15 protein-coding genes are annotated in these 12,903 nt (G+C 71.5%); 5 read left to right on the top strand and 10 right to left on the bottom strand.

Translation table 11 applies throughout. The features are described from left to right. The coding region (locus tag FNX44_RS15900; protein WP_143648910.1) for a nuclease-related domain-containing protein at nucleotides 1-365 on the bottom strand (365 nt) is incomplete at its 3' end. Nucleotides 366-509: 144 nt separating this feature from the next. Between FNX44_RS15900 and FNX44_RS15895 the strand changes: the two genes are divergently transcribed. Further along, nucleotides 510-911, top strand: a complete 402-nt coding sequence (locus FNX44_RS15895) for an NUDIX hydrolase (RefSeq protein ID WP_143648909.1) — start codon at nucleotides 510-512, stop codon at nucleotides 909-911. 37 nt (nucleotides 912-948) lie between these two features. Here the strand turns inward: FNX44_RS15895 and FNX44_RS15890 are convergent, their stop codons facing one another. Next, the gene (locus FNX44_RS15890) at nucleotides 949-1,371 is read right to left on the bottom strand and encodes an ASCH domain-containing protein (protein ID WP_143648908.1); all 423 of its coding nucleotides are present in this window, start codon (nucleotides 1,369-1,371) and stop codon (nucleotides 949-951) included. Next, nucleotides 1,368-3,269, bottom strand: a complete 1,902-nt coding sequence (locus FNX44_RS15885; RefSeq protein ID WP_143648907.1) for an ABC transporter ATP-binding protein — start codon at nucleotides 3,267-3,269, stop codon at nucleotides 1,368-1,370. The genes FNX44_RS15890 and FNX44_RS15885 overlap by 4 nt, the downstream gene beginning before the upstream one ends. A gap of 152 nt (nucleotides 3,270-3,421) precedes the next feature. On the opposite strand from FNX44_RS15885, the gene FNX44_RS15880 reads away from it, so the two are divergent. After that, the gene (locus FNX44_RS15880; RefSeq protein ID WP_143648906.1) at nucleotides 3,422-3,853 is read left to right on the top strand and encodes a MarR family winged helix-turn-helix transcriptional regulator; all 432 of its coding nucleotides are present in this window, start codon (nucleotides 3,422-3,424) and stop codon (nucleotides 3,851-3,853) included. Nucleotides 3,854-3,862: 9 nt separating this feature from the next. On the opposite strand, the gene FNX44_RS15875 is transcribed toward FNX44_RS15880, so the two are convergent. Then, on the bottom strand, nucleotides 3,863-4,657 hold the full coding sequence (locus FNX44_RS15875; protein WP_143648905.1) for a metal-dependent hydrolase: 795 nt from the start codon (nucleotides 4,655-4,657) through the stop codon (nucleotides 3,863-3,865). A 127-nt stretch (nucleotides 4,658-4,784) separates the two neighbouring features. Here FNX44_RS15875 and FNX44_RS15870 point away from each other — a divergent pair, with 127 nt between their 5' ends. Further along, nucleotides 4,785-7,298, top strand: a complete 2,514-nt coding sequence (locus tag FNX44_RS15870) for a DEAD/DEAH box helicase (RefSeq protein WP_143648904.1) — start codon at nucleotides 4,785-4,787, stop codon at nucleotides 7,296-7,298. Here the strand turns inward: FNX44_RS15870 and FNX44_RS15865 are convergent. Both FNX44_RS15865 and FNX44_RS15860 read right to left on the bottom strand, forming a co-directional pair. Next, nucleotides 7,270-8,244: a DUF6397 family protein gene (locus FNX44_RS15865; RefSeq protein WP_143648903.1), complete on the bottom strand. Its 975-nt coding sequence runs from the start codon at nucleotides 8,242-8,244 to the stop codon at nucleotides 7,270-7,272. The genes FNX44_RS15870 and FNX44_RS15865 overlap by 29 nt on opposite strands. 84 nt (nucleotides 8,245-8,328) lie before the next feature. Then, nucleotides 8,329-8,721 carry a roadblock/LC7 domain-containing protein gene (locus FNX44_RS15860; RefSeq protein ID WP_143648902.1) on the bottom strand — a complete coding sequence of 131 codons (393 nt, stop codon included), beginning with the start codon at nucleotides 8,719-8,721 and terminating at the stop codon, nucleotides 8,329-8,331. 135 nt (nucleotides 8,722-8,856) lie between these two features. Between FNX44_RS15860 and FNX44_RS15855 the strand changes: the two genes are divergently transcribed. Both FNX44_RS15855 and FNX44_RS15850 read left to right on the top strand, forming a co-directional pair. Next, nucleotides 8,857-9,285 carry a PPOX class F420-dependent oxidoreductase gene (locus FNX44_RS15855; protein WP_143648901.1) on the top strand — a complete coding sequence of 143 codons (429 nt, stop codon included), beginning with the start codon at nucleotides 8,857-8,859 and terminating at the stop codon, nucleotides 9,283-9,285. Nucleotides 9,286-9,338: 53 nt separating this feature from the next. Continuing rightward, nucleotides 9,339-9,989 (top strand): class I SAM-dependent methyltransferase, encoded by a 651-nt coding sequence (locus tag FNX44_RS15850; RefSeq protein WP_143648900.1) that lies wholly within the window; start codon nucleotides 9,339-9,341, stop codon nucleotides 9,987-9,989. A gap of 12 nt (nucleotides 9,990-10,001) precedes the next feature. Here FNX44_RS15850 and FNX44_RS15845 read toward each other — a convergent pair whose 3' ends face one another. From FNX44_RS15845 to FNX44_RS15830, 4 genes are all read right to left on the bottom strand, one after another. After that, on the bottom strand, nucleotides 10,002-10,892 hold the full coding sequence (locus tag FNX44_RS15845) for an oxygenase MpaB family protein (protein ID WP_143648911.1): 891 nt from the start codon (nucleotides 10,890-10,892) through the stop codon (nucleotides 10,002-10,004). A gap of 78 nt (nucleotides 10,893-10,970) precedes the next feature. Then, nucleotides 10,971-11,156 (bottom strand): tail-anchor membrane protein, encoded by a 186-nt coding sequence (locus FNX44_RS15840; RefSeq protein WP_143648899.1) that lies wholly within the window; start codon nucleotides 11,154-11,156, stop codon nucleotides 10,971-10,973. 137 nt (nucleotides 11,157-11,293) lie between these two features. Then, nucleotides 11,294-12,091, bottom strand: coding sequence for an SGNH/GDSL hydrolase family protein (locus FNX44_RS15835; protein WP_407699139.1), 798 nt, complete (start codon nucleotides 12,089-12,091; stop codon nucleotides 11,294-11,296). A gap of 320 nt (nucleotides 12,092-12,411) precedes the next feature. After that, nucleotides 12,412-12,903: septum formation family protein (locus FNX44_RS15830; RefSeq protein WP_143648897.1), on the bottom strand; the 492-nt coding region annotated here is incomplete at its 5' end.

Raw genomic sequence — 12,903 nt, 5'->3', positions numbered from 1 at the left:
ACAGCCCGCACCCCGCCGCACCAGGCCGCCCGCACGGCGAACAGGCCGCCCGGGCCGACCAGCAGATGGTCCAGATACGCGCCGGCGGGCAGCGGAAGCGCGTGCAGGGCGTGCCAGCCGCCGATCTCCAGCGCGTCGATTTCGGCGGCCACCCGGCGGGCCGCGGTCAGCTCTCTCGCGGCTTGGCGATGCGGATCGGGACGGCCCAGCAGTCGGTGTGCCAGGCGCACGGGAGCGGGCGGGGGCGATGCCTCCAGGCGCGCGTACAGATGCTCCCCGGGGCGGTTCGGCGCGAGATCGTCGTCGGGGTGCAGCCACAGCGAGCCCCCAGCGGGTGGTGGGGCCGGCACGTCCATGGCGTCCATGGCGTTCTTCTCCCCCGCGGCCGGGCCGCGCACGCACTCGGGCCGTCGCCGTGGCACCATGGTCGGCCGCCGGACCCGCGGACCGCGCCGGACGCGGGTCCGGGAAGCCACGAGGGCTGGGAGGCCACGGGTGTGGGAGGACGCATGACGGAGCCGATCGACACGGTCGCCTGGATCCACCTCAGGGAAGGGCGGGTGCTGGGCACGAGGTCGCGCGGCAAGTCGCTGTTCTACATACCGGGCGGGAAGCGGCACCCCGGGGAGAGCGACCTCCAGACGCTCCTGCGGGAGGTCGAGGAGGAGCTGACCGTCACGCTGGCCCCGGAGAGCGCCCGGCACTTCGGCACCTACGAGGCGCCCGCCGACGACGCCGATCCCACCCGTCGGGTGCGTATGGCCTGCTACACCGGCGAGTTCACCGGCACGCTGCGGGCCAGCGCGGAGATCGAGGAGCTGGCCTGGCTCGACTACTCCGACCGGGAGCGCACCGCTCCGGTGGACCGGCTGGTGTTCGACGACCTGAAGGCACTCGGCCGGCTGCGCTGAGCCGGAGCCCGCGTCCACCGGCCTGCCCGGCCCGCTCTCACAGGCGTCGTTCGACCCGGAAGCGCTCGGTGACCACCTCCGTGCCGTCGTCGACGGTGAACTCCGGGTCGCCCAGCGAGGCCCGGAGTTCCGGGCTGTGCCAGAAGGCCTCGTGGTCGGCGCGCCAGGCGGCCAGCGTGGCGTGGCCCTCGCCCTCGTCCACGGCGTGTGCCAGCTCGACGTGGCCGAGCGGCAGGACGCGCACCTCGACGGTCTCCAATACGGCCAGCGGCCGCTCGGCGGAGTCGACCAGGACCGAGCGGCCGCCGACCTGCGGGAGCGGTTCGCCCGCGACCCGGTAGCCCACCGCCAGGCTTGTGGTGGTGGTCTTCGCACCGCTGAGCACGGCGGCTACGAGGCGGTCGCGCAGCGGCCCGGGGAAGCCGAACTCGGCGCGGGGCAGGCTCTGGTGGTCGGTCATGGCGTCAACTCCGCGGTGGCGTGCTCGTCCGGGTCGGCGGCGTCTTCGTCCGGCCTCCCGGCGGGGTCCGGTGTCCCGGCGGCGTCGCGGCGCACCAGTCCCGCGTACCGTCCGTCGAGCCGGAGCAGTTCGTCGTGGGTGCCGCGTTCGACGACGGTACCTCCTTCCAGGACGACGATCTGGTCGGCGTCGCGGATCGTCGAGAGGCGGTGCGCGATGGTGAGGGTGGTGCGGCCTGCGGAGAGGTTGTCCACGGCTCGCTGCACGGCGTGCTCGGTGTGGGTGTCCAACGCGCTGGTGGCCTCGTCGAGAATCAGGACGGGCGGGTCGCGCAGGATCGTACGGGCGAGCGCCAGGCGCTGCTTCTCCCCGCCGGAGAAGCGGTAGCCGCGTTCGCCGACCACCGTGTCGTACCCGTCCGGGAGCGCGCTGATGTGGTCGTGGATCTGGGCAGCGCGGGCCGCGGCGACCAGTTCCCCGTCGGTCGCGGACGGTTTGGCGAAGCGCAGGTTGTCGGCCACCGAGGCGTGCAGCAGGTACGTCTCCTGGGAGACCACGCCGACGGCCGCCGACAGCGACCCGAAGTCGAGGTCGCGTACGTCGACGCCGTCGATGGTGACCCTGCCGGAGGTGACGTCGTACAGCCTCGGCACCAGGTAGCTGAGTGTGCTCTTGCCCGAGCCGGTGGCTCCCACCACCGCCAGGCTGCTGCCGGCCGGGACGGTCAGGTCGATGTCGGTGAGGGTGGGGCGGCCGCTCGGCTCGTAGGAGAAGGAGACCTTCTCGAACCGGACCTCGCCGGCCGGCCGGTCGAGCCGCGTCGGGTCGGGCCTCTCGGTGATGCTGACGGGCAGGTCCAGGTACTCGAAGATGCGCTGGAAGAGCGCGAGGGAGGCCTGGATGTCCACGCCCGTGCTCAGCAGGGAGACCGCCGGGCGGAGCAGTCCCTGCTGCAGGGTGACAAATGCGACGAGTGTGCCGATGGACAGGGTCGGTCCGCCCACGAGCAGCAGTGCTCCGCCCGCCCAGTACAGCAGGGCGGGGATGGCGGCCATGATGATGCCGATGGTCGCCATGCGCCAGCGGCCGGCCATGCTGGCCCGGATCTCCAGCCCGGCCAGTTGCTCGGACTCCTTCTCGAACTCCCGGCTGAGGGAGTCGCTGCGGCCCATCGTGCGGCCCAGCAGGATGCCGCTGACCGACAGCGACTCGGTGACCATGGCCGCCATCGCGGCCATCTGGAGCTGGCGTTCGCCGGTCAGCCGCTTGCGCTCCCGGCCGACCCGCCGGCTGATCCAGACGAAGAGCGGGAGCAGGGCGAGGGAGACGAGTGTCAGGCGCCAGTCGAGTGCGAGCATCGCCACGACGGTGGCCACCACGCTGGTCGCGTTGGAGACCAGCGAGGTGGCGGTGGAGGTGACGGTGGCCTGCATGCTGCCGATGTCGTTGGCGATGCGGGACTGGACCTCGCCGGTGCGGGTGCGGGTGAAGAAGGCCAGCGGCATCCGCTGCAGCTTGGTGTAGACGCCGGTCCGCAGGTCGTGCATGACACGCTGGCCGACCGTGGTGGAGATCAGCGTCTGGAGCACGCCGAGCACGCTGGTGAGCACGGCGGCGGCGATCATGCCGAGGGCGAGCAGGCTGAGCAGCCCGGTGCGCTGCTCGGGCAGCGCGACGTCCAGGATCTCGCGGAGGAGGAAGGGCGTCGCGACGGAGACGAGGGAGGCCGCGGCGACAAGCAGCACGACGACGGTGAGCCGCGCCCGGTAGGGGCGGAACAGGGACAGCACGCGTCGCACGTCGACCCGCTGGTCGACGTCCGGAGTGTCCTTGGCTTCCGCGGGGAGCGGCGGTGCCGGACGGGGTGGCTCGTGCCACGCGGCGGTGTGGGGGTGCATGGGCTCCTACGGGTCGTGGTCGAGCGGCGCGCTCGGGGTGCCGTCGGCGGACGGGCGGGCGACGGCTGCGGGCGACGGCCGCGTCCGCTGCCGTGAGTGTAGGTGATTGTTACCGTTACTCATAATGAGTGACGTCCTGGTACTGTCCGGGCATGGTCCCCGCCGATCCCACCGGACAACTCGCCGATCAGCTCATCGGTCTCACCCGCCGGCTGCACCGCGCCCAGCGCCGGCATCTCGAACCGCTCGGACTCACCCCCGCGCAGGCGCGCCTGCTGCGCACGGTGGCGCACTGCCCCGAGGCACCGCGCATGGCGGACCTGGCCAGCAAGCTCGACGTCGTGCCCCGCGCGGTGACCACGCTGGTGGACGGACTGGAGGCGCGCGGCGCGGTCCGCCGCGCGCCGGACCCCGCCTCCCGCAGGGTGGTGCGCGTCGAACTCACCGACCGGGGCCGGGAACTGCTGGACCGGCTGCGCACCGCCCGCCGGGCGTCCGCAGAGGAACTGCTGGCGCCGCTCGACCAGCGGCGGCGCGCCGAACTCTCCACGCTGCTGGACCTGCTGGAGCCCAGGGACCGCTGAGGCTCCCGGTCAGACCACGTAGCCGAGCGCCACCAGCCCGCTGCCCGCGCCCAGCACGCCGAAGACGGGCATCAGCACCTTCATCTCCACCCACGTCCCCGCCCGGAACCTCATGAACTGCGGCGGCCCGATCGGGTACCAGCGCTTGCGGGCGATCGGCACCGGCCACAGCATCGGACAGCCGGAGACCGTGATGGCGTCTCCCAGCGTGTGCACCACCGCGCCCAACACGATCGGCAGCCCGAGCCACATGTACTCCTGGCCGGGTGCGGTGAACAACCAGTCGGCCCCGTTGCCCGGCTGGTCGAGCACTCCGGCGAGGATCCAGGCGGTGGTGGCGCCCAGCAGCCACACCAGGACGTCACTGGAGACCCGCGCCATCCGCCACAGCAGCCCCTCGACGGCGAGCACCATGTGGATGAAGAGGATCACCAGCACGGCCCAGCGCCCGCCGGTGACCGCCGCAGCCGAGAAGCCGACGCCGATCAGCACAGCCCATATCCAGGTGTGGGTGAGCGTCCGGTGGCCCCCGGACCTCCTGCGCTCCGCCTTGCCCCTGGTGGCGTTGAAGACCGCGGCCGAGAGCTTGTCGATCACCCCGCACAGCCCCCGGGAGAGCGGACCGAACGCCCGCGAGATGGTGGCGGACTTGTGGTCCAGGTCCGGCGCGAGGGCGGCGCCGGCGCAGATCAGCGCGCCGACGACCAGCACCGGCCAGGGCATCGCGCGGTCCAGTGCGGCGGCCACCGCCCCCACTCCCAACCACGCCGCCGCACCGGACAGTGAGTGCGCTGGTCCCATCATGTTCGTCCCACCCCATCGCTGTGCGCCTGATCTCCGCCCGACACCGGGCCGCCACAGCGTACTGGTGGTTGATCTTGCCGACCCGGCCGGTTCCCTGAATCCACCCGCGGGAAGGCAGTATGGGGGCGTGACCCTCATCGATCAGTTGCCGCAGACCGCCGACCCCGACACCCTCTTCGACGCCTTCTCGTCGTGGGCGACGGAGCGGGGAATCAGCCTCTATCCGGCGCAGGAGGAGGCGCTGATCGAGGTGGTGTCCGGGGCGAACGTGATCCTGTCCACCCCCACCGGGTCGGGCAAGTCGCTGGTCGCGGCGGGCGCGCACTTCGCGGCGCTCGCGCAGGACAAGGTCACCTTCTACACGGCGCCGATCAAGGCGTTGGTGTCGGAGAAGTTCTTCGACCTGTGCAAGCTGTTCGGCACGGAGAACGTCGGCATGCTCACCGGAGACGCCTCGGTGAACGCCGACGCGCCCGTGATCTGCTGCACGGCAGAGGTGCTGGCGTCGATCGCGCTGCGGGACGGCGCGGACGCCGACATCGGCCAGGTGGTGATGGACGAGTTCCACTTCTATGCCGAGCCCGACCGGGGCTGGGCGTGGCAGATCCCGCTGCTCGAGCTGCCGCAGGCGCAGTTCGTCCTGATGTCGGCCACGCTCGGCGACGTCGGCCGCTTCGAGAGCGACCTGACGCGGCGCACCGGCCGCCCGACGGCCGTGGTGCGCTCGGCGACCCGCCCGGTGCCGCTCAGCTACGAGTACCGCACGACGCCGCTCACCGAGACGCTGACGGAACTGCTCCAGACGAACCAGGCGCCGGTGTACATCGTGCACTTCACCCAGGCGCAGGCTGTGGAGCGGGCCCAGGCGCTGATGAGCATCAACATGTGCACCCGCGCCGAGAAGGACGAGATCGCCAAGCTGATCGGCAACTTCCGCTTCACCACCAAGTTCGGCCGGAATCTCTCCCGGTACGTGCGGCACGGTATCGGCGTGCACCACGCGGGCATGCTGCCGAAGTACCGCCGCCTGGTGGAGCGGCTGGCCCAGGCCGGTCTGCTGAAGGTGATCTGCGGTACCGACACGCTCGGCGTCGGCGTCAACGTGCCGATCCGCACGGTGCTGTTCACGGCGCTCACCAAGTACGACGGCAACCGGGTGCGGGTGCTGCGCGCCCGGGAGTTCCACCAGATCGCCGGCCGCGCGGGCCGCGCAGGCTTCGACACCTCCGGCTTTGTGGTCGCGCAGGCGCCGGAGCATGTGGTGGAGAACGAGAAGGCGCTGGCCAAGGCGGGCGACGACCCGAAGAAGCGCCGCAAGGTGGTGCGGAAGAAGGCACCCGAGGGCTTTGTCAACTGGGGTCAGAACACGTTCGAGAAGCTCATCGCCTCCGATCCGGAGCCGCTGACCTCCCGTTTCCGCGTGACACACGCGATGCTCCTTTCCGTGATCGCCCGGCCGGGCGACGCCTTCACCGCGATGCGGCGGCTTCTCGAAGACAACCACGAGGACCGCAGGTCGCAGCTGCGGCACATCCGCAGGGCAATCGCCATCTACCGCTCGCTGCTCGACGGCGGTGTGGTGGAGCAGCTCGCGGAGCCCGACGCCCAGGGCCGCCGCATCCGGCTGACCGTCGACCTCCAGGAGAACTTCGCACTCAACCAGCCGCTGTCCACGTTCGCCCTCGCCGCGTTCGACCTGCTGGACCCCGAGTCGCCGTCCTACGCGCTCGACATGGTCTCCGTGGTGGAGTCCACCCTCGACGACCCCCGGCAGATCCTCGCCGCCCAGCAGAACAAGGCCAGGGGCGAGGCCGTCGCCGAGATGAAGGCCGACGGCGTCGAGTACGAGGAGCGGATGGAGCGGTTGATGGACATCAGCCACCCGAGGCCGCTCGACGAACTGCTCTCGCACGCCTACGGGCTGTACCGCAAGTCGCACCCGTGGGTCGGTGACCACCCCCTCTCCCCGAAGTCCGTGGTCCGGGACATGTACGAACGGGCCATGTCCTTCGGTGAGTTCGTCTCCTTCTACGAGCTCGCGCGGACCGAGGGCATCGTCCTGCGCTATCTGGCCAGCGCCTACAAGGCGCTGGAGAACACCGTGCCCGACGACCTCAAGTCCGAGGACTACCAGGACATCGTGGCCTGGCTCGGCGAGATGGTCCGTCAGGTCGACTCCAGCCTGCTCGACGAGTGGGAGCAGCTGGCGAACCCGGAGGAGGAGTCCGCCGAGGAGGCCCAGGAGCGCGCCGACCATGTCAAGCCCGTCACCGCCAACGCCCGGGCGTTCCGGGTGCTGGTGCGCAACGCCATGTTCCGCCGGGTCGAACTCGCCGCCCGCGACGACGTCTCGGAGCTGGGATCGCTCGACGGTGACGCCGGCTGGGACGCGGACGCGTGGGGCGAGGCACTGGACGCCTACTGGGACGAGTACGACGAGCTGGGCACCGGCCCCGACGCGCGCGGCCCCAAGCTGCTGCGCATCGAGGAGGTCCCGGAAGACGGGCTGTGGCGGGTGCGTCAGACGTTCGCGGATCCGCGTGGCGACCACGACTGGGGCATCTCGGCGGAGGTCGATCTGACCGCTTCCGACGAGGAGGGTCGCGCGGTGGTCAAGGTGACGGCCGTCGGCCCGCTCTGAGACGCCGGTGGGCGCTGCCCGCCGGCCGGCAGCGGGCCGTGTCGAGCGCCATCGTCAGTCCGAGCCGGTACCAGCGGGTTTCCTCCCCGCCCTCGGCTTTCAGCGGATCGTGGCAGCAGCCCGCCAGGACGGCCGAGACGGGGCGCGGCGCGAGCACCGGACGCAGCGCGGCGAGCCGCCGCCGCTCGTCCTCGTCCGGCACCGCCTCGCGTAGCGTCCACTCGTCCAGTACGGCGGCGTACACCGCCGCGGACTCCCACGGGTCGGCGCTGTCCCGTAGCAGCTGGCCCACGCGCCGGCCGCGCCAGAGCCTCGGTCGCCAATCCTCGCCCTGCCGCAGCGCGACACGCATCGCGCCCGGCAGCGCGCCGTGCAGCAGGGCGGCCTGTTGCACCGCGAAGCGGGTGAGATCCCGGGCGAGGTAGTGCCATACCAGCCGCCGGTAGCGGTTGACGCCGAAGCGGACGGGACTCAGGCACCCGGCTCTGGCCAGCCGCCGGAACCGGCTGGGACCGACGCCCAGCAGCTCGGCGCCCTCAGCCGCGCCGACCAGCCGCAACCGCCCACGCAGGGCGTCGGGATGGCCCTCCTCCTGGCAGAGCCGGCGCACCTGCGCCACCGGCACCCGGCGCCGGCCGCCAGGGCCGCAGGTCAGGGCCCTCAGCTCGCCCAGGTCCAGGCAGAGCCGGAACGCCATTGGAGTCAGGCCGAGTTCGTGCCGGGCACGGGTGAGCGACAGGCTCTCCTCGCGCCCGACGGCGGGACCGGCGCGCAGCGGCAGCCGCGCGGAGGGCCCACCCGTCCGGCGCTGACGACCCGGTGGACGGCAGCCGCCGTGCGCACCTGAGCAGCGGACGGGAAGCCGCGCGGAGCCCACGGAATGGCCGGCGGGCCCGGCTGCGGGCCCGCCGGGAAGGGAGGTCGGGCGGTCGACCGACGCTGACATGACGCCACCTCTCGTTGCCGTTCGTTCACGATCTGTGACGACGGTACGGAAGGCCCCTCCCCGCCGCCAGCCCTGTGGATAACTTCAGGGCTGGTTGCGAACCGCCACGCCCAGATGCTCCCCCACCCTGTTGACCAGCAGCGTCATCTCGTAGGCGATCTGGCCGACGTCGGCCTGCGCGGTGGTCAGCACGCACAGACAACTTCCCTGCCCGGCCTCCGTGACGAACAGCAACCCCTCGTCGAACTCGATCATCGTCTGCTGGACCTCGCCCACGCCGAAGTGCGCGCCCGCCCCGCGCGCCAGGCTGTGCAGACCGGAAGCCACCGCGGCAAGGTGTTCGCCGTCCTTCCTGGCCAGTTCCGCGCTGGTCGCGGTGACCAGCCCGTCCGTGGACAGGACCAGCGCGCACCGCACGCTCGGCATCCGCTTGGTCAGGTCGTCCAGCAGCCAGTCAAGGCTTGTGCTGAGTGCCATGCCCCTCCCCCTTGTGGTCACTCGTCATGGTGGTCGCCGTGCTCCCCCTACCCATCTGCCACCCGGTCACAACCCGTCGACGGCTCCTCGGCACGCCTCCGCGCCCGGCCCGCCACCCCGGCGGACGATGGCCGCATGGCACAGCAGATGACCGACCGACAGTGGCGTACCTTCGTCTCGCACGGCACCCGCACCGGCAAACTGGCCACCGTCCGGGCCGACGGCGCTCCCCATGTGGCGCCCGTCTGGTTCCTGTTGGACGGCGACGAGTTGGTGTTCAACACCGGGGCGCGGACCATGAAGGGACGCAACCTCACACGCGATCCCCGCGCCTGCCTGTGCGTCGACGACGACGCGCCCCCGTTCTCGTACGTGATGCTCTCCGGTCGTGCCCGACTGGTGGAGGATCTGTCCGAGCTACGGCTCTGGGCCGGCCGGATCGCCGCCCGTTACATGGGCGAGGACCGTGCCGAGGAGTACGGAGAGCGCAACGGCGTCCCGGGGGAGCTGCTGGTGCGCCTGCGCATCGACAAGGTCGTGGCGGAGGCCCGCATCGCGGACTGACGGCCGACGGGCCGGACTCGACCCGCGGGCCGGGCGCGGCGCATGATGGCACCATGACACAGCCCGATGGGCGCGACGCCCGCGCCGCCGCCTCCGTCGCGCGCGGACCGGAGGCGGTCCGGGACTTCTTCACCGCGCGCGCCGAGACGTGGGACGCCCGGTTCGCCGGGGACGGTCCGGCCTACGCCGCCGCGGCGGCGGCGCTGGGCCTGCGCGCCGGCGGCCGGGTGCTGGACGCCGGTTGCGGCACGGGCCGCGCCCTGCCGGCGCTGCGCGCGGCCGTGGGCGCCGAGGGCCTGGTATTCGGCGTCGACCTCACACCGGCGATGCTGGACGTCGCGGCGCGCGCCGGGCGACGCGAGTCCGGCGCGCTCGCCCTGGCGGACGTGGACCGGCTGCCGCTTCGGACGGCGTCGCTGGACGCGGTGTTCGCCGCCGGTCTGATCGGGCACGTGGCCGAGCCGGGCGGGACGCTCCACGAACTCGCCCGGGTGGTCCGCCCGGGCGGCACGCTGCTGCTCTTCCACCCTGTCGGCCGCGCCGCACTGGCCGCCCGGCAGGGGCGCACCTTGTCCCCGACGGACGTCCGCGCCGAGGTGCGGCTGCGGGCACTGCTCGCCGCCGCCGGTTGGCGGCTCGTGCGCTACGTCGACGAGGACGACCGCTTCCTCGCACTGGCCCACCGCGAGCCCGCCCAGGGCTAGGCCCCCTGGAGCCTAGGGGTGCTGCCCCCGCCCGTGCGGCCGGGGGCAGCCGGCCGGGAAGGTGCCCAGCTCAGCGAGGTCGTAGCCGTCCGGGTAGCCCGGGTAGCCCTTGATCTGCCGGTTCTGCCGGGCGAAGTGCGGCCGGGTGCGGGGCGGCAGCAGCCGCACGGCCCGCCCGCGCAACCGGACCGCGCCGCGCACCGCCCTGCGCACCGTCGGGTTCGGCGGGCGGTAGCGGAAGGCCTCGATGAGGCTGTCGTCCAGCAGCGCGAGCGCCCCCGCCTTCACCAGGGGGGCCAGCGGGCGCGGGTACCAGGAGGCCATCAGCGCCAGCGTCGCGTCGGAGACCGCCCGGCCGCTCGTGTCGTACGCGAAGTGCTCCTTCTCGTAGCGGTCCAGGCAGTCCTCGAAGGCGGGGTAGTCACCGGGGATGTCGCGGATGCCCATGTTCCGGCCCAGCCGCTGGTAGTAGGCCGCGCACGCCGCCGCCTCGTGCGCGGTGAGGCTCCGCCAGCCGTAGTCGTCGAGCCACCGCTTGGGCGTGACCACGAACGTGGACAGCACGTACCGCATGTCGTCGTTGGAGATGTCGTACGCGCGGTGCATCTGGTTGATGCGGCGGATGGCGGTCCGGCCGCGCTCCGAGGAGTGGCCGTGCTCCATGGCGGCGTCGAGCAGCAGCGAGGTGTCGTCGTACCGTTTCTGCGAGCGTTCGGTCAGCTCGGCCGTCTCGGCGAGCAGCCGTCCGATGCTCGGTACCGCGTACGTGCGGTACAGGGCAAGCTCCAGCGCCTTGGTGAAGTCCCACGGGAACTCGTACGCCGCCAGAAGCCGGTACACGGTCTCGCAGTCCTTGTCCGGGTCGAGCCGTCGGATCTCCCTGAGCCGGTCGTACCGCCGCAAACTGACCACGCCCCTGTCTTGGACCGTCGGAGTGTCGGGGCGACTACTCTACGCGTCCGAGTCCACCGCGGGGAGGCGTCAGCGGCCCAGCTCCTTGCGGGAGACGCGCTTGAGGCGGCGGCGCTGGGCCGGGTCCAGCGAGAGGTAGGCGACCACCGGCACTCCGACGACGATCAGCAGCACGGCCCACAACGGGACGCCCAGCACGAGCAGCAGCAGGCCGACGCCGACGCCGCCGAGGGCGATCTTCCCCTGGACACTCATGACATCCGCCTCCACTCAGCCTGGGTGGCCGTTCCCTGCCCCTTACAACGCCGACGAAGGGCTTTCGGTTCCCCTGCGGCCCGGAATCGCCGGTGGGACCCGGGCGGCGGTCGCGCGCGGCGCCGCCCGGGTGACGGTCAGGCGACCCGCGCCAGGACCGGGTAGTAGCCGCCGGACTGGCCGGCGGCGTTGGGGTGGTACGACTCGTTCAGCGGGATGGTGACGCTGCGCAGCCAGGGGTCGCCGGAGCACAGTTCGTGCCCGGTGAACGTCGGACGCACGTCGCCGAAGGTGAAGCCGTGGTCGGCGGCGCGCTTGGCCGTGACCTCGTTCAGCTCGTCGGCGGCGGCGTTGAGGGCCGCCCGCGAGCGCTCGCTGAGTCCCGCCCAGCAGCTCCCGCCCAGCTTGTACAGGCGGGGGTAGCCGAGGACGACCACCCGCGCGTTGGGGCCCTTGCCCTTGATCGCGTTGTAGACGGTGTCCAGCCGGCCCGGGAGCGTGTTGCGCGCGTAGGCCCGCGCCTCCTCGGACTTCCGCACGCAGGCGGACTCCCCCTGGAGGACGCAGGTGGTCATGACGTCGGCGAAGCCGGCGTCGTTGCCGCCGACGCTGACGCTGACCAGGGTGGTGGCGGAGTTGACGGGGCCGAGCTGGTTGTTGACGACGTCGTTGGTCCGTGCGCCGGAGCACGCGGTGAAGTGGAAGGAAGCGGGTGAGTTCGCGTTCTTCCACAGCACCGGATATGCCCGGTTGCTGCGTTTGCAGTCGCCACTTCCGCTGTCGTACGAGCCCGCTCCGACGCCTGAGGAGTAGGAGTCGCCGACCGCCACGTAGTTGACGGCCGCCGCGTCGGTGGACGCGGCGGCCGTGCCGGTGAACGCGGGTAGCGCGAGCAGTGCCGCTACGGCGGCGGAAATCGTGAGAAATCTGGGCACACGCAACTGAACCTCCCAGTGGGGGTGGGGTGGAGGAACGCCTGTGCCGTATGTCGTAGCAGCTGAAACGGGGCTCGAGAAGTGTCCATGCCAAGTATTCGGAAACAAGTACGCGGAAGGGTGAAGGAGTTCACCCTTCCGCGTGGCGCCGGCCTCGAGATGTGTGTGATCATGCGCATCTGGCAGAGCCCGAGCGTTTCGGGCGCCGGTGGCACGCCGCCTCCCCGCCACCTCCAGCTGGGCTGGCATCACTCAAGCCCCAGAGGTCACTTCTCCACGAAGACCCGCCTCCACAGCCGACGATTCCCTGCCCTACCCGGTCAGTTGAGCTTCGCGTTGAGCTTCTGACCTTCCTGCGCAACCAGGCTGCAGGTGACCGTCCTCATCCCGAGATCGTACCCACTCTTGCGTGGGTACTGCGACAGGTTACGAAACCTCATAGAAGAATTCAGACCTGCCTTCGCGAGCAGCTTTGACTTGCAGATTCGGTCTGCGTCAGCGCGGATATCTTCATCGGTCTTGTACTCGCCGGCCAGCTTCTGCTGGTGCACTACCTCGCCGTCATGCGCGGAAGAGCAAGAAATTTTCTCGTTGTGCCCTTCCCTCTCTTTTGACATATCGAAGCAGTCACCAGGCTTCAGCATGTAGGCAGGCCACGGCCCGGAGGTAGGCGTCGGCGCGATGGCCTCCCAGTCCAGCCCCGGCCTGGAGGGCGAGTTGGTCGGGGTGGGGTCGTCGCCCCACTCCTCCTCGTCGTCCTCGTCCTCCTCGGTCTCGCTCGGCGAGGGGGTGGGGGTGGCGCTGTCGGCGGT

It is taken from the genome of Streptomyces alkaliterrae (assembly GCF_007097205.2).
Lineage (GTDB): Bacteria > Actinomycetota > Actinomycetes > Streptomycetales > Streptomycetaceae > Streptomyces > Streptomyces alkaliterrae.
The sequence above is the reverse complement of the archived record's forward strand: the minus strand, read 5'-3'. Positions and strand labels throughout refer to the sequence as shown.